Origin of the sequence: Streptomyces tamarix (genome assembly GCF_032423885.1) — a bacterium.
Classification (GTDB): domain Bacteria; phylum Actinomycetota; class Actinomycetes; order Streptomycetales; family Streptomycetaceae; genus Streptomyces; species Streptomyces tamarix.
Window position 1 is genome coordinate 1 of record NZ_JAWCTQ010000009.1, and the last position, 25,897, is coordinate 25,897.

The 25,897-nt window shown below is 72.0% G+C and carries 17 protein-coding genes; 3 read left to right on the top strand and 14 right to left on the bottom strand.

Translation table 11 applies throughout. The features are described from left to right. Window positions 1-2,353 precede the first annotated feature (2,353 nt). Window positions 2,354-3,352: a hypothetical protein gene (locus RND61_RS09605; RefSeq protein WP_315877417.1), complete on the bottom strand. Its 999-nt coding sequence runs from the start codon at window positions 3,350-3,352 to the stop codon at window positions 2,354-2,356. 983 nt (window positions 3,353-4,335) lie between these two features. After that, complete coding sequence (locus RND61_RS09610; protein ID WP_315877418.1) at window positions 4,336-4,605, bottom strand: hypothetical protein; 270 nt, start codon at window positions 4,603-4,605, stop codon at window positions 4,336-4,338. Between the two features lie 417 nt (window positions 4,606-5,022). On the opposite strand from RND61_RS09610, the gene RND61_RS09615 reads away from it, so the two are divergent. Continuing rightward, window positions 5,023-5,712, top strand: a complete 690-nt coding sequence (locus tag RND61_RS09615) for a hypothetical protein (RefSeq protein WP_315877419.1) — start codon at window positions 5,023-5,025, stop codon at window positions 5,710-5,712. A gap of 83 nt (window positions 5,713-5,795) precedes the next feature. Here the strand turns inward: RND61_RS09615 and RND61_RS09620 are convergent, their stop codons facing one another. From RND61_RS09620 to RND61_RS09645, 6 genes are all read right to left on the bottom strand, one after another. Beyond that, entirely contained in the window at window positions 5,796-6,260 is a 465-nt protein-coding gene (locus tag RND61_RS09620; RefSeq protein WP_315877420.1) for a hypothetical protein, read from the bottom strand. 136 nt (window positions 6,261-6,396) lie between these two features. After that, window positions 6,397-6,576, bottom strand: a complete 180-nt coding sequence (locus tag RND61_RS09625) for a hypothetical protein (protein WP_315877421.1) — start codon at window positions 6,574-6,576, stop codon at window positions 6,397-6,399. A gap of 12 nt (window positions 6,577-6,588) precedes the next feature. Beyond that, a complete protein-coding gene (locus tag RND61_RS09630) occupies window positions 6,589-6,777 on the bottom strand; it encodes a hypothetical protein (RefSeq protein ID WP_315877422.1) in 189 nt (62 codons plus the stop codon). Next, entirely contained in the window at window positions 6,741-7,232 is a 492-nt protein-coding gene (locus RND61_RS09635; RefSeq protein ID WP_315877423.1) for a hypothetical protein, read from the bottom strand. The genes RND61_RS09630 and RND61_RS09635 overlap by 37 nt, the downstream gene beginning before the upstream one ends. Window positions 7,233-7,474: 242 nt before the next feature. Beyond that, the gene (locus RND61_RS09640) at window positions 7,475-7,612 is read right to left on the bottom strand and encodes a hypothetical protein (protein ID WP_315877424.1); all 138 of its coding nucleotides are present in this window, start codon (window positions 7,610-7,612) and stop codon (window positions 7,475-7,477) included. A 467-nt stretch (window positions 7,613-8,079) separates the two neighbouring features. Beyond that, window positions 8,080-8,481, bottom strand: coding sequence for a hypothetical protein (locus RND61_RS09645; RefSeq protein WP_315877425.1), 402 nt, complete (start codon window positions 8,479-8,481; stop codon window positions 8,080-8,082). A 328-nt stretch (window positions 8,482-8,809) separates the two neighbouring features. On the opposite strand from RND61_RS09645, the gene RND61_RS09650 reads away from it, so the two are divergent. Both RND61_RS09650 and RND61_RS09655 read left to right on the top strand, forming a co-directional pair. After that, entirely contained in the window at window positions 8,810-9,274 is a 465-nt protein-coding gene (locus tag RND61_RS09650; protein WP_315877426.1) for a hypothetical protein, read from the top strand. 554 nt (window positions 9,275-9,828) lie between these two features. Continuing rightward, window positions 9,829-10,737, top strand: a complete 909-nt coding sequence (locus RND61_RS09655; protein WP_315877427.1) for a helix-turn-helix domain-containing protein — start codon at window positions 9,829-9,831, stop codon at window positions 10,735-10,737. Window positions 10,738-11,273: 536 nt separating this feature from the next. On the opposite strand, the gene RND61_RS09660 is transcribed toward RND61_RS09655, so the two are convergent. From RND61_RS09660 to RND61_RS09685, 6 genes are all read right to left on the bottom strand, one after another. Then, a complete protein-coding gene (locus RND61_RS09660; RefSeq protein ID WP_391653174.1) occupies window positions 11,274-11,939 on the bottom strand; it encodes a hypothetical protein in 666 nt (221 codons plus the stop codon). 38 nt (window positions 11,940-11,977) lie between these two features. Continuing rightward, window positions 11,978-12,226, bottom strand: a complete 249-nt coding sequence (locus RND61_RS09665) for a hypothetical protein (RefSeq protein ID WP_315877568.1) — start codon at window positions 12,224-12,226, stop codon at window positions 11,978-11,980. Between the two features lie 648 nt (window positions 12,227-12,874). Further along, window positions 12,875-14,623 (bottom strand): fatty acyl-AMP ligase, encoded by a 1,749-nt coding sequence (locus RND61_RS09670; RefSeq protein ID WP_315877428.1) that lies wholly within the window; start codon window positions 14,621-14,623, stop codon window positions 12,875-12,877. Beyond that, complete coding sequence (locus RND61_RS09675) at window positions 14,616-14,894, bottom strand: acyl carrier protein (RefSeq protein ID WP_315877429.1); 279 nt, start codon at window positions 14,892-14,894, stop codon at window positions 14,616-14,618. The genes RND61_RS09670 and RND61_RS09675 overlap by 8 nt, the downstream gene beginning before the upstream one ends. Beyond that, window positions 14,891-17,821, bottom strand: a complete 2,931-nt coding sequence (locus RND61_RS09680) for an aldehyde dehydrogenase family protein (RefSeq protein ID WP_315877430.1) — start codon at window positions 17,819-17,821, stop codon at window positions 14,891-14,893. Before RND61_RS09680 ends, RND61_RS09675 begins: the two co-directional genes overlap by 4 nt. 15 nt (window positions 17,822-17,836) lie before the next feature. Beyond that, the gene (locus tag RND61_RS09685) at window positions 17,837-25,309 is read right to left on the bottom strand and encodes an SDR family NAD(P)-dependent oxidoreductase (protein WP_315877431.1); all 7,473 of its coding nucleotides are present in this window, start codon (window positions 25,307-25,309) and stop codon (window positions 17,837-17,839) included. Window positions 25,310-25,897: the final 588 nt, after the last annotated feature.

The window sequence follows — 25,897 nt, forward strand, 5'->3', positions numbered from 1 at the left end:
GAAGGTGCGCGTCGACGTCACCGCAGCCGTCGTCGCGCTCACGGCCAGCTACCGGCCCGGGCAACTGCGCCCATGGCAGCACCTGGGCGGCCGATCAGGCCCGCCACGCCGGGACGTGGGCCCAGGGCAGCACCGGCCGCCAGGCCGTCGTCATCCCGGGCCCACACCCTCACCACGCCACGCGCCAGCCGGCGCATCATGCGCGCCCCGGCCACCGACGCCCCGGTGCCCGTGCCCGTACGGGACCCGGACTGGGTCGCCCACCGCACCCGCAGCACCCGGCCAGACAAGGGAGGCACCGCCTGAGCACCGAGCAGCCGGACGCCAACGCGTACGGCCAGGAACTGGCCCGCATCAGCCACCAGTCGACGCGACACGGGGGGGGAACAGGACAGCGCGGCGCGGCAGCGGAGGCACCGCAGCAGGACGCGGAGACAGCGGAACGGCGCGGCAGCGGCGGCGTTGCGACGGGGCGGCAGCGGACGGCGCGGCGCCGCGGCCGAGGCAGCGCCACGACGGGACTGCGGCAGCAGGACCGCGAAGCGGCAGAACGCCGGCGCCGCGCCGAGCTGGCCGAGCTGGACAGCGGGGGGCGGGCGGCACGGCGGGCGGCGGCGTCGCAACGGGACCGCGAAGGCGACGGGACGGGGCGGGCGGCCGCGGGCGCGGGATGACGGCGCCGCGGGCAAGCCAGCGGCGGCGGCGGGACGGCGGCACCGCGGGCGGCACGGCGGCGCACCGGGGAATCGGACAGCGGCGGCACAGCTGCGGGCGTCCGCAGCGGCCCGGCGGTGCCACGGGCTCCAGCGGCACCGCGGCGACGACCCGGACGGGCCGAGCGACGGGGGCGGCCCGGCAGCGCGCCGGCGCCGGCGCCGCCGGGGCGGCACGTCGAGACGCCGGGCGCGGCAGGGGGCGGGGCCGCGGCGGCACAGCAGGGGCACGGGGCGGACCGAGCGGCGGACGGGGCCGGTGCCGCGCAGGCCCGGCAGCCCGAGCGGCCCGGCGGCGGGGCGGCCGCGGCGACGGGACGGCGGTGCCGCGGGCTCCAGCGGCACGGCGGCGGCAGCCCGACGGCGGACATCGCGGTGCTGCGGCCGGGGCGGCGGCGCGACGAGACAGCGGCAGCAGGGACGCCTCGGACGGCGGGACGGTGCCCCGGCGGCCCGGCGGCGCCACGGACGACTTGGGGCGGCACGCCGGGCGCGGCGGGACGCCGACCACCCGGCAGGACCGCGAAGCGGCGGCACAATGGCGCCGCACCGGCGCCGCGGGCGGCACGGGGCAGCAAGGGCGGCACGGCCACAGCGGCGGCACAACGCGGCACGGCGGCGGGCCGGGCGACACGGCCGAAGCCCGGGCGGCGGCAGGGTGCCGGCGCGGCGCCGAGCGGGCCGAACTAGAACAGCGGCGGACGGCGGCACGACGACCCGGCCAGGCGCGGCGCGCAGAACGCCGAGACGGCAAGGGCGGTGCGGCGACGGCGGCGGCCCGGCAGCGCGCCGGCGCCGCAGGGCGGCACGCCGGGACGCCAGGACGCCAGGACGCCAGGACGCCGGGACGCCAGGCGCGGCACCGCGACGCGGCCGGGGCAGCGCGGGTGGGCGGGGCGGCAGCACGGCGACCCGACGGCGGCAGGGTGTCGACGCGGCCCGGCAAGAGCAGGACAGCGGCGGCGCGGCGCCACAGCGGGGGCACCGCAGCAGGACACGGAGACAGCGGAACGGAGGCGGCGGGGACGGGACACGACGGGCGGCGGCGCCGCGGCCGGGCGGCGGCAGGCCCGCGAAGGCGGAGGCCTGGCCGTGGCCAGGACAGCGGCGGGCGCGCGGCGGCAGGACGACGGCGCCGCGGGCAGGCGGGTCCGCGGCGGCAGGACGGGACGGCCGAGGCCGGAGCGGCGGGCGCCCGCAGCGGCGGGCGCCCGCAGCGGCCCGACGGTGCCGCGGACTCCAGCGGCACTGCGGCGGCGGCCCGGGCGGGCCGAGCGGCGGCAGCCCGGCGGCGGACGGCGCGGCGCCACAATCGGGGCGGCGCCGCGACGGGACCACGGCAGCAGGACCGCGAAGCGGCAGGACGCCGACGCCGCGGGGCGAGCGACCGCGGCGACGGTCAGGCCCGCGGCGGGACGGTGGCAGGCGGCCGGACGGGCGCCAGCGGCACGACGGCCGGCGCAGCAGCACAGCGGCGCCGCCGCGGGGCAGGCGCGGCGCGCAGGACATCGAGGCTGCAGGGTGCCAACACGGCAGCAGCAGGAGCGCTACGGACAGCGGGACGACCTCAGCCGGTGAACAGCCGGAAACAGCCAGCGGGGCCGGACAGGGTGACCTTATCCGGCCCCGCAGCCGTCGGGTCAGCCGAAGTCGAGCGTCTCCTGGGCGAAGTCGGCCGAGACCGGGGCCGGGTTGGGCGGAGGCGGCGGTGCGCCGTCCTGGCGTGCGGTCTTCCAGCGTTCGGTCAGGTCGTCCTTCCACCCCTTGGGCGGTGGCCACGGGACGCCCCAAGCGGCGAGCTGGTCGCGCTTCCAGCCGCCAGCGGGCGTGCGGGCGGCTTCGATTTCTTCGGGTGACGGCAGTTCAGGCGTGCGTGGTGAACGAGCGGCACGCAATAGTTGTTCCCCAAATCCGGTACGGAAGCGCGAGAGGTCGGCTGTCTTCCCCAGTCGAGCCCAATCCTTGGGCAGCTGAGTACTCGCCGTTGTCGGGGCTTCCGTTCCGGCAGGAGCGAAGAACACCTCGCCCCTGTGTTCCCATGTGGTTGACTTCAGCGCGACCCGCTCGTCAAGAATCTCCTGCCGCAACTGTAGGACACCGTCTATGCGCAGCGCACGAATGTAGTTCAGGAGCTCGATCGTTCCGACCATGGTCCAAGCGACGAGTGGCACTGCGCCCCGGAACCTCTCGAACAGTCCGAAAGCGTCGCCTTCCTGCCGCCGTTGCACGTCGTGATGCACCACGTCTCCGTAGATCCAGGCCATAGCCAACTTGTGACGATCGAGACCATGGTCCTCACCGGTGACCGTGTTGCTGATCATGACCTGGTAACCAGCTTCCTCTGGTGTGGATGGATCCACTCGCAGCCGCCATTCAGCACGTGTGGCCTTCACCCACTCCTTATCGATCGGCAATTCTCGGCAGAAGTAACCCAGCGCTGCCAGCGCCTTCTGGTAGAAGCACGCGTCACCGTTCAGCAGAATCGGCCTGATTCGCGCAGCAGCAGACTCGACTACCTCTTCGTCCGGAAATTCCTGCCGGATCCGCGTCTCGCCATTTTCGAGCTGGACTATGCTTATTTGCATCGTGGTCAGGGCAACCAGCGCATCCCAGTCCGTCGCGAGCGAGTGCTCTTCCACTCGGCGAGCACGCAGCACAAACGCCTCAAGACAACTCTGGTGCCTCGCCTCAACGGTTTCCCGCTCGCCACTTCTCACTGTTGCTCCCCTCGCAGTCAGCCGCCAAATGTCGGCTGAGGAACAGCATGACGCGGCCCTTCTGAACCATCCACCCGGTTGATCCTACGAATCACCCGCTCCACCACGCGTCTGCGGTCGCTTGGAGAGCTCTAGGAACAGCGAAACCCATGACAGCCAGCAATCAGACCTGCTAACCGCCCCACAACAGCCGCTTGGTCACCCCATGACGGCGACCACGGCCCCGACCCGCGCCCACTATCAGGACATCTGCATCGCGATTCTGCTGACGCCCACCCACTGCCACCCCACCACCCACTCACACTGGCGGTGCCGCGAGGCGCAGCGGCGGGGGCGCCGCAGCAGGACCGCGAAGCGGCGGGATGGCGCCGTGCCCGGGGCGGCGGGACGGCGGCGGCGCCGCAGGGGGCTGCGGAAGGGCCAGAGCGCATATCCGAGAAGTGGCCGGTCTGGCGCTCGATGGCCTTGCGTACGCTTCCGCAGCAGCGCTGCGCCCGGACGCGCTGGGCGGTTCGGGCAAGAGCCTGGTATCGCGGCGCGGCGCCGGCGGCGGGAGCGGCCCGGTGGTACTGCCCCCAGAGCGCTGGGCACCGGGCCTGACCCGCACACTCCCTACCGGCACGGACTGCCCGCGATCCTAGCCCGGCGGCACACCCCGGGTATCGGGACCGGCCGGGCCGGCGCCCAGCCGGCGGCGCCCCGCGCGCGGCGGCGGCGTCGGGCGGGGCGGGACCGGTTCGGTGGTCCGCTCGGCGGCGGTCGCGCGCTCGGCGGCGGTACGGGCCCGCGGGTCACGCACCGGCGCCTCGGAAGGGGCCTCGGGGCCGGGGCCGGGCCCGAGCTCCCGGCGACCTACAGCGCTGCTCACGACGGCAGACTTCCCCGCCGCCGGCCCGTACGTCCGGTCACGGGACGTCGCCCTCCCAGTGCCACACCAGCAGCTCGGTAGGGTCCGCGGGTCCGTACAGGGCTCGCCCTCCCGGCCCGTAGGCGCCCGCTTCCGTGATCAGCGCCGCGCCCTCCGCCAACTCGGCCGGTGGGCAGCCGGTCACGTTCACCAAGAGCCCGTCCAAAGGGCCACCGTGCAAGGTGGCGTAGGTGCGGCCGGGCTTCGGCCAAGGATGCGGGTCGTCGTGATCGACCCCGTAGACCCGGGGCCGCAAGCTCTCCGTCATACCCGCCAGCATCCCGCACAACAGCCCCCGGGCAGGGGCGATTTGACAGCCCAGCCCAAGACCACTCGACCCGCCGCCCGAACGGCCGCCGCAACACCCCGCACGACCGGCCCGGAACGGGAGAAGCCGGCGCCGAGGGCAAGGAGACCCGGCGCCGGCCGTTACGCCTGGGCGTGCCGATCGTCGCGCGACCGGACGGCGACCCGGGACAGGCCGACCGGGGCGATGGCAGCCGGGCGGCGGCGGTGGCGGGGCGCCGGGCGGTGACGGCCGGGTGGGTGATTTTCCCTTCGCGTACGCGGGCGCAGTCCTAGCGGCACGCGTCCAACTTGCCCTTTTTAAGGGGGCTTGACAGCTTTTCATGTGTTCTGTCATGTTCTGTCCGCTGCTTCCGGTGAACGAGTGAGAGGTGTTCTTATGCGACGGGCTGAGTACGACGCGGGACAGGCCGCCAAGCGCCTGAAAGTGCCCGTGACGGCCTTCCGGTGGGCCCGCCACACCGGCCTCGTCCCCGAGCCGGACGCCTCGTCCTACCAGTGGTCCCGGGCCGCCGTGGAGGCACTGGACGCCGACGCCATCGGCGCCGCGATGCCCGCCGGTCCCATCTCCGGCAGTGCGGCGGCCGACCGGATCGCCGACGCGCTCGGCACCCCGAACCTGATCGGCGAGAAGGCGAACGTGACGGCGTTCGTGGTACGCCGGTTCGCCGACCGCAGCCTCCTGGCCGACCTCAGCGCCACCCCGGACGGAACGCTGCACCACCCCGACCAAGTCGACCAGGTCTGCCGACGCGAGGACCTGGCCGAGCTCGTCGCCGCCGACACCCCGCTCGGACCCGAGCAGGCCGCAACCCGCCTCCGGGTGCGCCGTGCCGACTTCGACCACATGGTCCGGCTCGGCTGGATCCGCTCCCCGCAGTCGATCGAGGTTCGCTTCGGCACCAGCCGGGCCGGAGCCGTCGACGTCGCCCTCTACACCACCGCCTCCGTCGACGCCCTTGTCCCCGCCCACCCCGAGGTCGACTGGGAGCAGCTGCGCGCGGTGGAGAAGGGCCGGCGCTCGCCGCTTGCGGCGCTGCGTCCGGAGTCGGCGCCCGTTCCGGCGTAAGCCCCGGAGGTCCTTGCGCCCGCCCGTACCCGGCGCCGTCCAGGAGGACGGCGCCGGGCGCGGGTGTTCTTCTTGCGTGTCGCTCACGTCTGCCCGGCAGCCGGCTCCCACAGGGGTCGGGCGTGCCCGGTCCCGCCGCAGTGGAAGCACCGGCCTCCCCCGGGCGTGCTGCGGGCGCCGATGGTGCCGGCGGCGTGGCGGAAGAGCCGGGTGAGGCCCACAGTGTGGGCCTCGTGGATCGGGAGTTCCTGTCGTCTGCCGAGGGTGACTTCCAGTGCGACGCCGGGGCCGGTGAAGTGGGCGTGCATGCCGCCGGTGATCGCACGGAGCGTCTCGTTCAGCTCGTGCATCGTCTCCGCGCCGGACAGCTGCACGCGGGCCGCGAGGACGGTGTCGGCGGCCGCGGCGAAGGACAGCAGTGCGACCGGGCGGGCGAGGGGTCCTGCGCGGCCCACGGGGTCGGGATGGGTGTGCTGGAGCTGGGACAGGGCGTGCCACAACTCGCCCGGCAGATCTTGGGGTGCGGTCTCTTCTCGGCTGCGTCTCATACAGCCTTGTGTAGGGCCTTGAGTGGGCTGATGCCGTTGGATGGGCCCGTCCGTCCCGCCCGGTGGCGCGGTGACTTCGAGACCGGTCCCGCCGTACGGCCTGGCGGCTGCCGACCGCACAGCGGGCTTGCCCGGGTCAGGTCCGCCGGCGGAACCAGCCGCGGCCCCGGCCCGGCTCGGGGCCGTCCTGCGGCTCCGGCGGAGCGACGGCCTCAAGGCGGGCGGCTTCGACGGCAGTTTCCTTGCGGGCGACGTCGTGGGCGTGGCAGATGCCGCACACCGACAGGTCCCCGGCCCGTACGGCGGTCCGGTGCACGGTGGTCTCCTCTCAGCGCTCGTCGGTGAACTTCCGCCCGCAGCGCTTGCACACCGGCCGCCGTGCCTCCCGCTCGGCGGCGCGGCGCCGCTGGTCCTCCGCTTCGGCGCCGGCGTACTGGCGACGGTAGAGGGCGTCGCCGTCGGGGTTGTCGAGCGCGGCCGTCAGCGTCTGCCCCCGGTCCGTCCCAGCCGCCGCCACACCGCCGCGCCGGCGCCGTGCTGTTGGAGCTGCTCCAGGGTGGTGACGACGACGGGGACCGCCTGGCGGTAGTCCCGCGCGGTGACCGCCTTCTCGTAGAGGGTGTTGTACCGGCGCGGCGCCCAGTAGCGGTGGCCGGCCTCCTCCAGTACGGCGAGTGTGTTGGCGACCTTCGTCTCGGTGGTGTCGGCGAACACGAACGCGAGGGGGACCAGTCCCTCCCGGCCGGTGGGCGGGTAGACCCGGCGCCACAGCCGCTTGTCGTGGTCGACGAGCTTGTCGATCGCGTCCGGCCTCGAGCGGACCAGGTCCACGGTGTGCTTGTCCGAGTCCCGGGGCAGCAGCCGGCCCCACTGCCAGTACCGGCGCAGCTTGGCGACCAGGTCGTGCACGTCCTCGGTGCGGCGGTCGATCTCCAACAGCAGCACCGGTACCCCGGCCGCCGGCGCCCGCACGACCAGGTCCGCCCGCTGGACGTACCCGTCCCCGCGAGCCGGTGCCCGATCTGGGTCTGGAAGCCGAGCCGGGGGCCGATCCCGGCACGGTGGAGTTCGGCGGCCGTCGAGGTGACCGCCGCGACATGGTCGTCACAGCCGGTGCCAAGCAGTTCCCCGGTGTCCGGGTCGTACTTCTCCTCGCGCAGCGCCGAAATGCGTATGCCCTTCGGCTCCAGCAGCTTCTTCGCCTCGCCATGTCCTCACCGGGTCAGCACCCATACCTGCCGCTGATCCTCCTGCACCGTCTCGATCCTCACCAGGTGGTGGTTCTGAAGATCCAGGAGGGTGTCCCGTACGAGCTTGTCGTGCCGGTTGTCCGGCCGGGTCAGCTTCCACAACTGATCGGGCGTAGTCCTCTGGAAGATCCCCAGTGCTTGCAGCAGCTCCCTCCGCCGGGGCCCTGTCGGGTTCTTCCTGTGAAGAGGACGCCTTGAGGCAAGAGGGTTGTCGGACCTACAGCGCCCCCCCTGTCCACCGGGCCTGACCTGCGGAAACTCCCGACCCTTGGCGACGGGGAGCGGAGGGGGTGATGGAGGGGGCCACGGAAGGGGCGTCTCCGGCCTGGTCAAGAGGCTGCTCGGGCTCGTCTGCGGTGCTCGCCACAGGGCGCTCCTGGAAGGTGGGGCGGGCCGATCCCGCCATTCACCTTCTACAGGTGTGGCTTTCGGCTCTCGTGTGACGCCGGTCGTGAAGAACCCCTCCACCGTGACCGCATCGTGATCAGCCGGGATGTCCTCTGAAAGAGTTACTGGATCGTTTGCCATCGAAGTTGGACCGCTGGTGCCAGGCGACGAGGGGTCGGGGGCTATGCGCGGTGCCCGGTGGCGAAGCGGACGAAGCCGGCGATGCGCGGGCTGAACGTCAGCGCGCACTGCTCGCCGAGAGCCGAGCGTACGCCCGCTACCACGTCGGCGTCCGGCGCGCCGAACACCTCGAAGCGCTCCACCTGACAGTGCTTCATCACCTCTTGGATGTACGGATCCGCCAGCTTCCAGTGGAGGCGGACCGCGTCGGAGTCCCGGTAGAGCTGGAAGCTGTGGGCGAGCATCCGCTCCTCGTCCACGAAGGTCTCCACCATCAGCTGAGGACCGTGCTGCTGTGCGAACGCGACTGCCCTGGTGATGGCGTCACGGAAGCCCTCCAGGTGACCTTCGGTGATGCGCATGGTGTTCCGGAAGATGAGACTCGTCGAATCGTGAGTGGTCATGACTCGACACTCGCCCCTCAACCATGGTTGAGGTCAAGCATGGATTTTCCCAGCACACTCCTCGACCTCATGGGCATCGCTCAGGTCAGGCGAGGTGCCAGCGGTAACACCACGGCTGTGGCCTCTCGGCTCCCGGTCCAGCTTTGCTGTCACGCACCGAGTGGCGGTCCAACTTCGATGGCAATCGGTCCAAGTTCCCTGTCACGGGACACGGGAGGAGGGAGGGTTCTCCCCCTCTCGGCCGGACTCTGTTCACAGGGTCGCACCCCGAGCATCGGGGTCGAGGCCGTCACGATCAGCGGGGCGGCCCGTACGTTCAGGAGCCGACATGCCCACCACCAGCATGCCGCTCGCCCCGATGACGCCTCACGCGGCCATCAGCGCCTTCAACCACCTCCGTGCCGTCCAGGCCGACGACATCGAAGCCGCCCGCGAGTTCGCCGGCGCCGAACCGCAGATGCCCGAGCTGCTCGTCGACGCCGCGACGCGGATCGTCGTCCCGGTCACCGCGCTGCCCGACGCCGGCGCGGGCGAGCCGTCCAAGGACACCTTCGCCCTGGAGGCCCTCGGGCGCGTCTTCATAACCTCGCTGCGGATCTGGGCGCAGACCGGGCCGAACACGGCACAGGGCATCACCCGCGCGGTCATCGACTTCGCCGCGCAGTTCCTCACCGAGGACTACGAGAACGTCACCGACACCCTGCGCCAACTGGAAGCCGTCGGCGTGGGCCAGGCCCTCGACGCGCACCCCGCATCGGCCGGCTCGCCTCCGGTGCGCCTGACCATCGCGTAGGGCGCCGCTGGAAACGCGGTGGTGCGGTGCGGCGCGCCTCGGGCCCGCGCCACTGCCGCGCGCCGCACCGCACCGCCGTCGGGCGCTCGGCGGTGCGGTCCGCCGACATCGCCGCACCGCCCCGGGGCGCGCCACGGCCGGGCGGGCTCCTCTATCACACACCCCCTTGACCGCGACCTGATCGCCAGCCGAAACAGCCGATGTCAAGGGAAAACGTCGCGGTAGCAGAGCTGGACCCTCCCCGTGCCGACCGGGGACGGGCACCACCGCTCGTGTAGGACGTCCCGTCGGTTCCCGTGGTTCTTGCCGGAATCCTGAGCCCCTGGCCTGGGGCTTCTCTCTCGTTCTCGTGATCGGCCGGTCAGTGACGTGGCTTCGGGATTCCTGAAGCTTTCTCGTCCGATCTGATCGGTCTGCAGTCTGGTCGAAGGCGGGGAGGCGCATGCTGTCGGCGTTGGCGGTGGTGAGAAAACTCGGCAGAGTTCTGGAGAATTCACGGGATGTCGCACTGAGCGCTTGAGTCTCCAGCCGCCGGAGGGTTCAGGATCTTGCTCATGGACGACGAACGCCCCGAAGTGCTCACCATTGGTCGGCTCGCGCACCGCACTGGACTTCCGGTACGTACCCTGCGCTTCTGGTCGGACGAGGGGGCGGTGCCGCCTGTGGGTCGTTCCGCGGGCGGCTACCGGTTGTACGACGCTGAGTCCGTGGCCCGCGTCGAGTTGGTCCGCACCCTACGGGAGCTGGGCCTTGGGCTCGACGACGTGTGCCGTGTCCTGAGTGGCCGCACCACGGTCGCCGGGGTCGCCGCCGTGCATGTGGCCGCGCTCGACGCGCAGATCCGCTCCCTCAAGGTGAGTCGGGCCGTCCTGTCCACCGTGGCGAAACGGGGTTCGACCGTTGAGGAGACAGCAATGATGAACCGGTTGGCGCGGCTTTCCGCCGCCGAGCGCAAGCAGGTCATCGACGAGTTCAAGGAGGAGGTGTTCGGCGGCCTCGACGACCCGCGCCTGCGCGACCGCATGCGCGCCTTCAGCATCGAATTGCCCGACGATCCCACACCTGAGCAGGTCGACGCCTGGATCGACTTGGCCGAATTGGTTGCGGACCCCGGGTTTCGCGCCCGGTTGCGCACATGGATGGAGCTCAACACGCCCGTACCGGGGCAGGGCCGTCCCCCCGGAGCGTCCATCTGGTGGGCCAGGCAGATCGTGCAGACCGTCGCGGAGATCAGAAGAGGCGGGGTCGCTCCCGAGGGACCGGCAGCGGCCGAGGTGCTGTCCGAGCTGTTCGGTGACGCCGATCGGGCCGCCGTGCTGCGCAGCCTGGAGGCCGGAATCGAGGCAGGAGCAGAGCACTACCGCAGGCTCGTCGCCCGTGTGCGCGGGCAGAATTCGTCGCCCGACGCGACCGAGGAGCTGGAATGGCTGGCGCGGGCCCTGCGCGCCGCGGATCAGACCTGAACTGGTGCTCGACCTCGGCGGCCTCGACCCGGCCGCGCGGGTCATGGTGCTCAACCTGCAGCGTCCGGGCGCGTGGTGACGGCGCGGAGCTGCTCGGCGGTGACGTCCGCGCTGCTGTTCAACCTCTTCGCGATCAAGGGGGTGTAGCGGAGCCGGACAAGGGGTCGCGCACCTCCAGCCGCACCTGACCCAGGAGTCGGTCGGCGGTGAGCGCACCGGTGCGGTGCGGAACATCGAGTGCGGCGCACCGGTGCGCGCGAGTGCCGGGCATCGGCCGGGCAGCACGGCGCACCGGGTACGGTGGCGTCCATCGTCATCCGGCGCACCAGAGTGGAGTCCACTCGATGGAGTCCATCGGGTGGAGTCCACTGAGTGGAGCCCATCCGATGTCGTGCATCGCCACTGGATGCAGAACATCGTGGGCTCCACTCAGTGGACGATGCCCGGCATCGTCACCACAGCCAGGCGGTGGAGTGCCGCACCGTGACAGGGCGCGGGCATCGCGGCGCGCGGCCGCGGGCGTTCTTCCAGGGTTTTCAGGCGACTCCTCCTGTGGTCCGGCCCGGCGTGTGCTGAGTGCCGGGCTGCGGGGTGTGCGGCGGCCGGTCCGTCGCCGGGGCGGGTTGCGTTCGGGGGCCGTAGGCAGCGGCGCGTTCTCGCGCGCCGTCCCGGAGCTTGGCGGCCACCTTCGCGGCGGCTTCGAAGGTCCGGCGGGTCTGCTCCACCGTGTCGACGTCGGCCTCCGGCTCCAGGAGGCGGCCGTCCTTCCGGCCGGAGCCGACCCGGGTGGCCAGAGTGTCAGCGGCGAGGCGGGCCCGCTCGTACGAAGTCGCGGGCCGCTTGCGGGTCAGCGGGCGCAGCACGGCCTGGTCGTCGGTGTCGCGCGGGTACAGGGCGCGCAGGTCGGCGGACATCATCCGGCCGCGCCCGACGGGACGGGTGTAGTCGTCGACGATGCTCTGGACGATCTGTTCGTCCAGGCCCGGCTGGTGGGGTCGGCCGCGCAGGACGTAGGAGAGGTCGCGGCGGGCTTCGGCGAGCAGGCGGTGGCGCGCGAAGGCGCCGCGCATCACGTACACCACGGCGACGACGGCGACGGCCGCCAGCGCGATGTCGACCACCGGCCGCATCCGCGCCCACACCGCCGCGGCCGCCGCCCGCGCCCGCTGCGCGAGCCGGTAGACGGTGCAGGCGCCGAACACCCGGATCGCGGAGGCGCGCCACCGCTTGCGCAGCTCGGTCAGCGACAGCAGCTCGGTGCGCTTGGGTGGGCGTGGCGGGCGAGGGCCTGGTCGGCGATGCAGGCGTCCAGGCCGGGAACGAAGGCGTGGCCGTCGTGCACCGACATGCTGACGCCGAGGCCGACCACCATCATGCTCTGGACGAGGAACTTGGGGCGGCCCAGCCGGACGAAGGCGCGCAGACGCTCGGCACACGGCAGGACGAGCGCGGTGGCGGTGGCCGGGGCGGCGATTCCTGTGCTGTTCACGGAACAGCTCCCTGTGCTGCGGGGCAGCGGGACGGCGGCGTGGTGTGGCTCGTCGAGCGGGACGGGCGGGTTCGGCGGCGCCGGTGGACTCGGCACGTCGCCTTCCCAGTGCCACACAAGCAGCTCGGTGGGATCGGCAGGTCCGTACAGGGCCCGCCCGCCCGTCCCCGCTGTCGTCGGTCAGCCGAAGTCGAGCGTGTCCTGTGCGAAGCCGGGCGAGGCGACGCTGGTGGTGCGCCGTCCTGGCGGGCGTCCTTCCAGCACTCGATCAGCTCGTCCTTCCCTCCTTACCCGCCCCTTCACCGACATCGAAAACAACCTCGACCTCCCACGCACAAACCCGGCATCCTCCCCCGGCGCGCCCCCCTACCTCCACCAGCGCACCGCCGGCACGCGGTACCAGGATCCGCGCGCCCAGCCGTAACGGGACGGCCGCACGCGCCGCATGGCCGCCTCAGTGCGGTACCTCGGACAGAACGCGTGGATCGCCGCCCGCGCGCCACCGCCCGGCGCGCGCCGGTGCAGCCCCTGGCGGTCGGCCAAGGGCGGTGTCTGACGGGCGGGCGCCGAAAAACACGCCGGGATACCTCTCAGCCGTCCGCAGCTTCGCAGGTCAAGGCGATCCCCTACGGCAACACGGATGAGAACTCACACGAGGGTGGAAAGGTCCGAGTGCAAAGGAGTGAAGCGGGAAGAGCGGAGTTCCTCCCGGGCACGTGCACGCTGGACCTTGCCGCTGGTGGTCCGGGGCACGCTCATCGGGCCGACGATGACGACGTGAACAGCCAGCCGCAGCTCGTGGGCCAGACGCTTCTTGATCAGGTCGGCGAGAGTCGCAGGGGTGCGGCCGTTGAGGTGCAGGGGACGGATCTCCTGCACCAGGACGATGCGTTCGGCACCGGAGGGATCGGGCAGGGCGAAGGCGACGCACGGACCGGCGGCGGGGTCGGCGGTTTCGCTGAGGCGTTCGATGTCCTGGGGGTGGATGTTGCGGCCGTTGACGATGATCAGGTCTTTGGCACGGCCGGTGACGTACAGCTCACCGTGCTGGAAGAAGCCCAGGTCACCAGTGCGTAGGAAGGGTCCGTCACCGTCGGCTGTGGTGGCGGCGAAGGTGTCGGCGGTCGCCTGCGGGTCACCGAGGTAGCCGTCGGCGACGCTGTCGCCGCCCACCCAGATCTCACCGATGTGACCGTCGTCCAGAGGGCGTGAGGTGACGGGGTCGACGATGCGGACCTCAGCGTCGACAGGACGGCCGCAACCGACGAGGTCGGTGCCGCCCGGGGCGGGCACGGCGCGGCCGGCCTCCAACGCCTCGCGGTCGAAGCTCCGCACAGTGGGGCCGCTGCCGCAGGGTGTGCCGGTGACCAGGAGGGTGGCCTCGGCCAGGCCGTAGCTGGGTGCCCAGATGCCCGGGCGGAAGCCGATGGGGGCGAGGCGGCGGGCGACTGCGGTCAGGACGTCGGGGCGTACGGGCTCGGCGCCGCTCAGCGCGAATCGCAGGGGGTGCAGATCCAGGTCGGGGTCGAGGTCGCCGAGTTGGCTGGCCTTGAGGCTTTTGAGCAGCCAGTCGTAGCCGAAGTTCGGGGCGAAGGTGCAGAAGGCCCGGTATCGGCTGATCATCTGGAGCCACAGCAGAGGGTGGGAGATGAAGGACACCGGGGAGCAGAAGACGAGGTTGCTGTAGTTCGCGAGTGGACTGAGCAGCATGCCGACCAGGCCCATATCGTGGTAGTGCGGAAGCCAGCCGGCGCTGGTCGGTGACGGGGCGTGGCGCATCTCGTCCAGGAACTCTTCGGGAAGGAGCATTTTCCTGATGGACAGCGAATTGTGCAGTAGGTTCCGGTGGCTGATGACGACACCGCGTGGTTCGCTGGTCGATCCGGAGGTGTACTGGATGTAGGCGGTCGCCGAGAGGTCTTGTGCGAGGGGGGACCAGGTGTCGGGGTCGGGCAGGGCGACGGAGTCGGTGGCGACGCACTCGGCCCGCCGTGCGTCACCCAGGCCGGTGAGCCAGGAGGCGAGAACGGGCTGGTGCGCGGTGTCGGTGAGGACCAGGCCGGCGTCGGCGTCGCGCATGATGCCCTCGGCGCGTTGGAGGGCTCGGCGGTCGGTGTCCGGCAGCGGAGCGGGGATGGCGATCCGCCCGGCGTACAGACAGCCGAGGAAGGTCGTCAGGAATTCCAGGCCCGCCGGGTACATCAGCATGACCCGTGCACCGGGTGGTGTCCGGGCGGTCAGCCAGGCTCCCACCGAGCGGGCGCGTGCATCGAGCCGGGCGTAACCGAGGCGTTCGACCTCGACGAGTTCACCGCGGACGCTGTCCACCCGCGCGTACCAGCGGGTGTCGCCGAGGAGCCACAGCTTTTCGCGCAGGAACCGGACGAACTCACTCACCGTGTGCTCCTTTCCGCCCGGCTTGCGCCTCTTCGAGGTGGTGCTCGATGTAGTTGACCACGGCACCGACCGTGTGCAGTTCCCAGGCGGCCTCGTCGGGGATACGCACCTCGAAGCGTTCCTCCGCGAGGACGGTCATGCGGATCAGGACGAGTGAGTCGAGTGCGAGGTCGGCGATGAACGCCGTCTGTTCATCGACCTGCGCGGGATCGACGTCACCGCACTCGGCGAGCAGCGCCTTCACTTCGGCGAGGATCTCGGAACGGTTCATCGGGTGGCTCCCCCGTGGGGCGCGTGCGCGGTGCGGGGTTCGTCCCAGGCGACGGGCAGGATGCTCAGACCACGCTCGAACATGCTGGGCCGCCACTGTGGTGTGCCGTCCAGCCGCAGGCCGGGCAGGCGACGCAGAACGGTGACCACAGCCGTCTCGGCGGTGATCCGGCCGATGTGGGCGCCCAGGCAGTAGTGGCTGCCGTGGCCGAAGGCGAGATGGCTCCGGGTCGGACGGCGCAGGTCGAGGCGGTCGGGGTCGGGGTAGCGTGCGGGGTCGCGGTTGGCCGCCCCCAGGCACAGGAACAGGGACTCGTCCGCGGGGACGGTCACCTCGCCGAACTCGACGGGTTCGAGGGTGCCGCGCCAGCTGGTGAACGGCAGGGGACTTTCGTAGCGCAGGAGCTCGTTGATGCCCGCCTCGATCAAGGAAAGGTCGTCGAGCAGTGCGGCGAGCTGGTCGGGGTGGGAGAGCAGGGCGTGCAGGCTGTTGCCGACGCTGTTGATGCTGGGGTCCTGGCCGGCCGCGAGCATCATCATGACCTGACCGTGCAGTTCGTCCTCGCTGAGCAGACCGTCCCGGTCGCGGGCCGTCACCAGCAGGGAGATCAGGTCGTCGCCGGGCGAGCGGCGCTTCTCGGCGACGGCTTTGCGGACGAACGCGTCGATCTCATAGGCGAGCGCCGCGACATAGGGGACCTCGTTGTTCCAGTCCGCGGTACGCCAGATCATCGCCCGCAGGTGGTCCATCTGGGGCGGGGCGGCGCCCAGGACGGAGAACAGGACGTTGCCGCCGAGCGGGTAGGCGACGGCCGCCATGAGGTCGGCGTGGCCCCGGTCGGCGATCCGGTCGATGCGGGTGTCGACGATGTGCTGCACCCGGGCACGCCACTGTTCCTGCCGGGCGGGCGTGAAGAAGGGGCGCATGATCGCGCGCAGGTCGGCGTGACGGGGGTCGTCGCTGTCCAGCAGGTGGGTGAACAGCCGCTCCCGCAGGTCGTCGGGCCAATGGCGAAGCCACGTCCGGCCGGCGGTGGTGCGGGTGCTGTCGCAGGTCACCCGCGGGTCGGTGTGGGCCTGGCGGACATCGCCGTAGCGGGTCAGCAGCCAGCCCGGACCGTCCGGGCTGACGATCCGGCTCACCGGCCGGTGCTCGCGCAGCCAGTGCAGTGTGGGGTACGGATCGTGCTGGAACGCCTCCGTGAACGGGGCCGGCAGGCCACCGGGCAGGTCCTCGGGCGGCCAGCCGGGCGGGTACGACCGCTTCGCCTCGACTCGGGGCCTCGACGCCGGGACGTAGGGGATGGTCTCCCGGGGAAGCGGTGGGGCCTGCGCGACGGACACGCCCTGGAGGCGGCTGGTGCGCAGCATCGGGTAGTTGAGCTCGCCGTGGCGGTCACCGCTCAGCCCCGGGCCGCCGTGGTTGGACAGGTACGCCACGCCCGCGAGGTGGGAGTCGTTGACGCGGAGCTGGCCGCAGGAGCGGACCTCGCGGACGAAGTGGTCGATGACCTTCGGGTCCTGTGCCAGCAGGGAGTTGCGCAGGCCGTACCGGCCGGAGGCGACGAACGACGTCATCCCGGTGAGGAGGTCGTCGTCGCGGGCGGGGTCGGGGACGACCAGGGTCAGCAGGGGGAAGAACGTCTCGTGCCGTACGGCGCGCAGTCGACGGGCGTGGGCGAGTCCGTCGGCCCGGACGAGCGCCGGTTCGACGAAGACGGCGATGTCGCTTTCCCGGCCGTTCACGTCCAGGTGGCGTCCGCCGGTCAGCACGCGGGCACCCGCTTTGCGGGCGTCGGCGAGCGTGGCGTCGTAGCCGGCCATGTGGGGTGAGGCGGCCAGCACCACCTCGGGGTCGTCGGGGAAGCCGGGCCGAAGCGTCCGGACCCGTTCGGTCAGCAGGTCGGCGAGTGCGTCGGCGATCTCCGGATGGACGAGTGCGATGTTGGGCGCGCAGCAGATCTGACCGCCGCCGTGGAAGGACTCCATCAGCAGCTCGACGGCGTGTTCCAGGGGCGCGTCCCGCCATACCAGGACCATGTCGTTGCCGCCGAGTTCCAGGACGGGTTTCTTGCCCGCCGCCAGGCATGCCTTCTCCAGTTGCTCGCCGCGGACGGAGTCCCCGAAGTACAGCACGTCGTCCACCAGGGGGCTGGCCAGCCAGGTGTCCAGTGCCTGGGCGGGGTCGGTGCACAGTGCCGACAGCACGCCGGGCGGGGCGCCGGCGTCGGCGAGCGCCGGCACGGCGATCCGCTGCAGCAGGTACATCGCGGCGATCGGTGCCTGCCGGGGCAGCCGCACCACCAGCGCGTTGCCCGCCAGGACGCACTGGAAGGCGGCGCCGACGCTGAGCGCCGGGGTGTTCAGCGGTGGCTGCACGCACACCACGCCGTCCGGTACCCGCCGCAACTCCACCGTCCGGCCCTCGAGGCTGTGGCGGGTCTCCATCTGCCGCAGACACCAGTCGGTGGTTTCCGGGCCGAAGAAGGTGAGGAGGTTTCCGACCTCCATCCGGGCCAGCCGCACCGGGTGGCCCTCCTCGACGAGGAGGCCGGTCAGCGTGGCGGCGTGTTCGTGCAGCCGGGCGCGGAACGCCTCGGCCACCCGCGCGCGTCGGGCCGGCGCGCTGCCGCCCCACTCGGCCGCCGCGCGACGGGCCACGTGGAGTGCCGTGTCCATCTGCCGGGGATCGGCGAGGGCGCAGCGGCCCAGGATCGTGTCGGGGTGGGCGTCGGGGGTCATGCGCCCGGCGTTGAGTGCGTTGCGGTAGCAGGTGGCGCCGAGGGGGTCGTCGATCAGTGCGCTCGCGCGGAGCGTGTAGACCCACTCGGGGGAGTCGCAGGCGATGGTGCCGTCGAGGAGTGAGGCGAAGCTGAGGAAGTGGTCGGCGCGGTGCGCTGCGAGGTCGTGGGTTCGCGGGCGGGTCATCGGTGGTCCTCGCTCTCAGCCGTTGGCGGTGTCGGTGGTGCGGGCACCGAGGCGTAGCAGCACGTGGCGGGAGATGTCGGTGAGGGTGACGCCGCCCTGGAGCAGTTCCAGGGGCGGGATGTCGACGTCGAGGTGCTGTTTCAGTGCGGCCAGGAGTTCGGCGCCCATCAGGGAGTCGACTCCGTAGTCCTGCAGCGGTTGCCTCGCGTCGAGGCGGGCGGCGTCGGTCTGCAGGATGTGGGCCATCAGCTCGGCGAGCGTGCCGTTGACGGTTTCCAGCGCCTCTTGCGGGGAGAGACCGGCCAGGGTGGCCAGGAGGTCTTGGCGGGTGTGTCCGTGCGGCCCGCCGTCAGCGGAAAGCAGCCCTGCGAGGCGGGGTGCGGCGACTACGGGCAGCAGGGCGCGCAGCCGGGCCCAGTCGAAGCGGCCGATTCCGGCGACGGCGGTGCCGGACGCCGTCAGCGTGGGCAGCGCCTCCAGTGCCTCGCGGGAGCCGAGCGGGGCGATGCCGAGAGCCTTCATGGCCGCCCCCAGGTCCTCGCGTGCGACGTGACCGCAGTCCTCGATCGCGCCCCAGGCGACGGCGAGCGCCGATCCCCTGCTGTGCCGCTGGCGGGCCAGCGCTTCGCTGAACAGGTTTCCGCCGGCATAGGCGGACTGCTTGATGTTGCCCACGGTCGTGGTGGCGGAGGAGTACAGCCAGAACAGGTCGAGTTCGCGTTCCCGGGTCAGGGCGTCGAGGACCGTGGGGCCGGCCACCTTGGGGGCCAGCACTGCCCGGACGCGCTCGTCGGACAGTTCGGTGAGGGGGCCGTCGTCGAGCGTCATGGCGGCGTGGACGATTCCTGCGAGCCGGTGTCCGCCGGTGTCGATGCGGCCGATCACTTCGGCCATGGCGATGGTGTCGGTGACGTCGGCGGCGTAGGGCGTGGCCGTCACTCCGCGCTCCCCCAGGTCGGAGAGGACTTCGGCCGCCTCGGGGCCGTCGGCACCCCGCCGGGAGACCAGAGCCAGGTGACGGGCCCCGTGTTCGCCGAGCCAGCGGGCGGTGGCGGCACCGAAACCGCCCAGTCCGCCGGTGACCAGGTAACTGCCGTCGGGGTCCAGGCGGAGCGTCTCGGGCCGCAGGCGTACGGGGACCGGGCCGTCCTGCGGATCGAGGCTCACGACGACCTTGCCGATGTGCCGGGAGTGCTGCAGCAGCTCGAACGCCTCTTTGACCCGAACGGCCGGGTAGACGACGTGCGGCAGCGGCCGGTAGCGTCCGTCCGCCATGCGTTCGGCGATCGCCGCCATCAGGCGGAGGCTTTTCTCCAGGCCGTCCTCGTCGATCAGCAGAGTGCTGATGTCGACGCCGAAGAAGGCGATGTTACGGGTAAAGGGCCGCATGAGAAGCGGCTTGTTTTCGTAGATGTCGCGTTTGCCGAGTTCGATGAACCGGCCGCCGGACCGCAGTACTTCCAGGCCCCGGTCGATGGCCTGCCCGGCCAGCGAGTTGACCACCACGTCGACGCCGCGTCCGCCGGTGAGCGCCAGGGCCTGCTCGGCGAAGTCCAGGGTGCGGGAGTCCAGGACGTGTTCGACGCCCAGCGCACGCAGAAGATCGCGTTTGCCCGGGCTGCCCGCGGTGGCGATCACCTTGGCGCCCACGAGGCGTGCGTACTGGAGGGCCGCCAGCCCCACTCCGCCCGCGGCCCCGTGCACCAGGACGGTCTCCCCGGCTGCCAGGCGCGCCAGGTCGTGCAGCGCGTGGTGGACCGTCAGATAGGCCACCGGCACGGTCGCGGCTTCCGCGAACCCGATACCGTCGGCGAGCTTCATCACGGCTGACGCGGGGGCCACGATGTGCGAGGCGAGACAGGCCGAGGCGGCCGCGAACACGCGGTCCCCCACGGCCAGGTCCTGTACCCCGTCTCCGACGGCCGTGACGATCCCGGCACATTCGTAACCGGGTACGTCCTCGCCGAAGACTCCGACCTTCGCCTCGGGGGGCAACAGTCCGGTCGCCAGCATGATGTCCCGGTAGTTGAGCGCCGCCGCGCGCACCGCGACGACCACCTCCCCGGCGCCCGGCGTCCGGGAAGGTGCCTGCGTCCAGACGGGCTCGTAGGACAGGCCGGGCGCACGGATCTCCAGGACGAAGGGTTCCTCGCCGCCGCACTCGATGCGCTCGTCCACGGGCAGGGCGTGTTCCCGGGGCACGAAGCGCCCGCCGGAAGTGAGCACGATCTCGTCCTCGCGCCCTCGCACGTCTTCGCCGTCCTCGGCCGTCGGGGAGGGTTCCAGCAGTTCACGGGCGAGCCGGTGCGCATCGGCCACGGGGTCACCGAGGCGTTCCAGCGACAGTCGGGTCACCCGCAGATCGGGGTGTTCATTGGCCAGGGTGCGGGCCGCGCCCCAGGCGACGGCGTCCTGCGGGTGGTCGGCCCGCTCGGGTGCGGGCAGCGCCCCGCTGGGCCGCGTCACCAGCCACAGAGCGGGCTGGACTCCGTCGGGCAGACGCCGGCAGGCAGTGGCCAGTGCGCGCAGCACGGCTGTGCGGCACACGGCCCGGTCGAGCGCTGCCTGCGGGTCGGCGGGGCTTTCCCCCAGGACGAGCACGACGGCCGGATCGCCGTCGCCGGTGAGTGCTGTCGTCCAGTTCGCGGCGTCAGCGGTGGCCGGCACCACCGGTACGTCCTGTGCTCCCTGCCCGGCCAGCAGCGCCGCCACCTGCCCGGCCAGCGGTGTCTCGGTGTCGCTCTCCGTGGCCACGATCCACCGGGTGCCGTCCTGGCACCGGGGCAGTGCGGGCCGCGGAGTCTCGTGCGCGGGCGCTGCGGCCAGCAGCACCGAGAAGGCTTCCTTGATCACCTCGCCGCTGTCGTTGAGGCAGACGACGTCGGTGAGACCGCAGGTGCGCAACGCGTCGAACCACTGCTTCCGACTCAGCAGGGGCGAGTCCGGTCGCGCCTCGTCGTCGTGGTTCCAGAAACTGTCCAGCATGCCGAAGAACGGCAGTAGATAACCGGTGTCGTGTGTCTCGGCGACCAGCAGCCGGCCGCCGGGCGCCAGCAGAGCGCGCACCCGGCGCAGGGCCGCCCGCAGATCGGCGGCGGCGTGCAAGGCGTTCACCGCCACCACCAGGTCGTAGGAGCTGCCGGTGAAACCCTGCCGGCCCGGGTCGGCGTTCAAGTCGAGGGTCCGGTAGGCGACGAAGGGATGGTCGGCGAACCGGTGGCGGGCGCGGGCGAAGAAACCCGCGGCCACGTCGGTGAAGTGGTACACGGTGCGGTCCGCCGGCAGCAGCGGCAGCAGCGCGGCACTGGCGCCGCCTGTGCCCGCGCCGACCTCCAGGATCCGCAGGGGGCGGTCCTCGGGCCACTCCCGCGTGATCTCCGCCGCCAGCGCGGCCAGCATCCTGTTGTGGAAACGGCAGGACGGCGCCACGTCGTAGAACTGTTCCAGAGCCTCTACCGCGCCCTGGCCGGTGAGCAGATGCAGTGCGTCCCGTTCGCCGCGCAGAACCTGGGCCAGGTGGGACAACTGCCGTACGACCATCTGCACCTCGGCGCTGAAGGCCGGGAAGTCCAGCGGCAGCAGCGTCAGCAGGGGGGCGGGGGTCGGCTTCCCCGTCAGCTTCCACCGGCCGTCCTCGCCTGCGACGGCCAGGCCGTACCGGGACATCACCACGAGCAGCGCCCGCGCCAGCCGGTCGTGTTGCGGGAGCATTCCCTGCCGGACCAGATCATCGCAGGTGAACCCGGTCGCGCCGCCACCCAGCAGCTCCGCGAACACAACGGCGGCCACATGAGCGCTCACCTGCTTGAGCCGGTCGATGAACTCCACGGCGCGCGTACCGCGCGCGTCGGCGTAGGACGCCTCGACGCCGGCTGTGACGGCCCCGGCGAGAACGGAGTTGCCGGGCAGCGGAGAAGGCCCGGCAGGCAGGTGCGAATGCGGCGCGGCGCGCAGCACGGTCTCGTACCGCTGCGGCGCTCGCTCGACGGGGCTGGGCACGCGCCGCAGGCGCACACCGGACAGTTCGACGCTGACGCCGCCGTCCGGATCGGTGACCACGACGTCGAAACAGAGGGCGGCGGCGTTGTGTGTGCGGTCGCGCACGTGCAGCATCCCCGCCGCGGACGGAGCACGCCACACCCGTACGGATTCGATCGAGACCGGAAGCCACGCCTGCCCGGCACCGGTCCGGGCCGCCACGAGGGGCACACACGCCTGCAGCGCGCCGTCCAGCAACGCCGGATGCACCACGTACCGCGCGGTGTCCACGGCGGTCGTGGTGTGCCGGTAGGCGGCCAGCGCCTCCCCGTCCCCGATGTGCAGCCGCACCAGTTGCCGAAACGCAGGACCGTAGTCCAGACCGCTCGCGGCCAGCTCGGGATACAGGGCGCCGGCATCACCCCGGCGGGTGCACCGGGCTTGCACCTCGGACAGGTCGATCCGCGCAGGTGGGCGGCCGATCAGGACCCGGGCCCGGCACCGGGCGTGAGCACGGGGCTGGACGTGGTCGTCCTCGATGCCGTCGACGGCCTCGGTGCTGGTGATGGAGACCATGCCGTCCTCGGGTGAGAACGCCAACTGCACACGGACGTCACCGGCCCGGTCCCACGGGATGACCAGCGGACGACTCACCTCCATCCAGGACACTTCCACCGGACCGTCCAGCAGCCGGCGGCCGGCGGCCAGGGCCATCTCGAGGTAGCCGGCCGCGGGGAACACCACCGAACCGGCCACCTTGTGGTCACTCAGCCAGGGCACCAGCGCCGGTTCGATCGCCCCCTGCCAGGCGGGCTCCGCCGTCGGCAGACGCTCACCCAGCAACGGATGGTCCAGCCGCCCCGATCCGACGCGCGGAAGCCAGTCCTGCGGGCTGCCGCACCAGTGCCGTTCCCGCTGCCAGGGGTAGGCGGGAAGCTCCACGACCCGGGGCGGACGGGGAAAGAAGCGCGCCCAGTCCCAGGTGGCCCCGGCGGCGAGCAGTGCTTCGATCGACCGGCGCACCGCCACCGGTCCGGCGGTGTCACGGTGGAGGGTGGCGACGACGGCCGTCCGGTCGCGCCCTGTAGTGATCCGCCGCAGGTAGGTGCGCAAGACCGGATGCGGGCCGATCTCCAGCAGCACGTCGACGCCCGTGTCCAGGGCCCGGCCGACGGCATCGGCGAACCGGACCGGTTCGCGCACGTTGCGCCACCAGTAGTCGGCGTCCAGGCCGGAGGCGGGCACCGGCCCGCCGGTGACGGTGGAGATCAGAGCGTCGCCGCCGGTCTGCGGGGCCAGCCCGTCAAGCGCGGTCACCAGCGGGAGCCGGACCGACTCCATGGCCGGACTGTGGAAGGCGTAGTCGAGGTCCATGAGCCGGAAGAACACCCCCCGGACCGACAGTTCGGCGCCCAGACGCTCGAGCACGGACTTCGGACCTGCGATCGTCACGTCCCTGGGACTGTTCACCGCGGCCACCACCAGTTCGGGGTACGCCTCCAAGACCTCCTGGGCCTCGGCCGCCGGCAACCCCACCGCGGCCATCCGGCCACGGCCGGCCGTCACCGCCTGGGCCCGGCCGCGCTCGGCAACCACCCACGCCGCCTCCTGGAGCGTCAGCGCGCCCACGGCGTACGCGGCCGCCACCTCCCCGACGCTGTGCCCGAGCGCGACCTTCCACTGAGCACCCCGCTCACGCAGCACCGCGACGATCCCGGCCTGTACGGCGAACAGCAGCGGCTGCGCCACCTCGGTGGCCGCCAGCCCCCACTCGACCGCCGGCCGGCGCAGCCGCTCGGCCACCGACCAGCCCAACCGCGGCGCCAGCGCGGTATCGACCGCCTCCACCTCGGCGCGGAACGCCGGGTCCCCGTCCAGCAGGTCGGCCCCCATGCCCGCCCACTGCGAGCCGTTGCCCGCGAAGACCAGAGCGACCTGGCCCCGCTGGACCGCCTCACCGGCAGCGCCCTGCTCCGACAGCAGTTGCGCCGCCTCGGACGGGGAGGAGGCCAGCGCCACCCGCCGGTGGCGGTGCAGGGCCCGCCGCACACCCGCGGTGGCCGCGATGTCGTAGAACTCTTCTGGCGCGGCGGACACCAGCCTCGCGGCCAGTCGCCGCGCCGCGTCCTCGGCTGCCTGTGCGGTGCGCCCCGAAGCGATCACCGGCAACTGGCCCGTGTGCTCGGAGTCCGGGCGCGGCACGGCGCTCGGCGACGGGCCGAGGACCACGTGCGCGTTCGCGCCGCCGAACCCGAAGGAGTTGACGCCCACGAAACACCGCCCGTCGCGGTGGACCAGTGGACGCGCCCGCCCGACCGGCTCCAGCCCCAGAGCCGCGAAGTCGATGCCCGGGTTGAGCGGTTCCAGGTGCAACGAGGCCGGGATCACGCCGTAGCGCAGCACCGCAAGGGCCTTGAACAACCCCGCCATACCCGAGGCGGGCTCCAGGTGCCCCATGTTGGACTTCACCGATCCCACGGGCAGCGGCCCCCTCGTCCGCGCCGCGCCCAGCACCCGGCCCAGCGCGGTGCACTCGGCCGGATCCCCCGCCGGCGTACCCGTGCCGTGCGCCTCCACGTACGCGACCTCATCAGGAGCGATACCGGCTCGGCCGTACACCTGCCGCAGCAGGCTCTCCTGGGCCTGTGCGCTGGGCATCGCCAGACCAGGGGTACGCCCGTCGCAGTTGCTGCCGGACCCTGCGATCACGGCATGGATGCGGTCACCGTCGGCCACGGCGTCAGCCAGCGGCTTCAGCACCACCATGCCTGCGCCTTCGGCCCTGACGAAGCCGTCGGCGTCCGCCGAGAACGCCGCACAGCGCCCGCGCCTGGAGAGCATCGAAGCCTGACTGAACTCGATGAACACGCCCGGGTTCAGCAGGACGTTGACCCCGCCCGCCAGCGCCACCCGGCTGCCGCCCGATGCCAGCTCCCGGCAGGCCCGGTCCACCGCGACCAACGACGAGGAACAGGCTGTGTCGACCGCCATGCTCGGCCCGCGCAGGTCGAAGAAGTGCGAGAGCCTGTTCGCCGCGATCGAGTGGGCAGCGCCTGGCGCGGAATACGCGTTCGTCTGCCGGGGCCTGGCCATCTGCAGCCCGCCGTAGGAGAAATCCGAGATGCCGACGAACACGGAGGTGTCGGAGCCCGCCAACGTCCCGGGGTCGATTCCCGCATCGTCCAACGCCTCGGCGGTCGTCTCCAACAGCAGGCGGTGCTGCGGGTCCATCTGGGCCGCCTCGCGCGGCGACACGCCGAAGTAATCCGCGTCGAACTCCGCGATCCCGGGGAGGAAACCGCCGCGGGCGGTGTAGGACTTTCCCGGCCGCGCCATCGCCGTGTCGACGAACCTCGCGGCCTCGAACCGATCTTCCGGCACTTCCGTGACCAAGTCCCGCTCGGCCACCAACGCCTCCCACAACCCGACCAGATCCGTGATCCCGCCGGGCAACCGGCACCCCAGCCCCACGATGGCGAACCCGTCCGTCCCGAGCGGAGCCTCCGTCATACCGACACCCCAGTTCGTCACTATCCGCACTGACGCAAACACATCAAGTAACAGTGGAGGTGGTGACCGGACGGGTCAAGAGGGCAGTGCATCAATCGGATAGCGCCGGATTCCTGACCGCGCACCCCATGAAAAAACGTAACGCGACACCACGCGGCCATTGGTCATCGAAATTACTCAAGAGGCGTCCCACTACACGCCTTTCACCAGCTCCATGCACCCGCAGCCGTAGTCTCGACGACCACGGGAGATGCCGTTCGACCCATCCGTGCCGCGATTACCCGCGACAGAAGTGCGCTTATCTGATAGGAATTTCACTGGGCCGTGTCAATGTTGCGCGGAAACGCCAGGGTGAAAGCCGCGGCGCGCCTTTGACGTCACCCTGTGGAGAACAGTCCCGCCCGCCACCCCTCGTCTTGTCCTCACGACCGGTTGCAGCCGGTGATCCCCCCCACCCGCTTGCAGGCGGTAGACGCACACAGCTGCGGGTTCGCGGCTCGACCTCTGGAAGATGCGACGAACCCGCCGATTTCGGCTGCCGTCGGCGCCGATCATGGTGTGCGCCGGTCCAGGCGAGGGTGCGCGGCC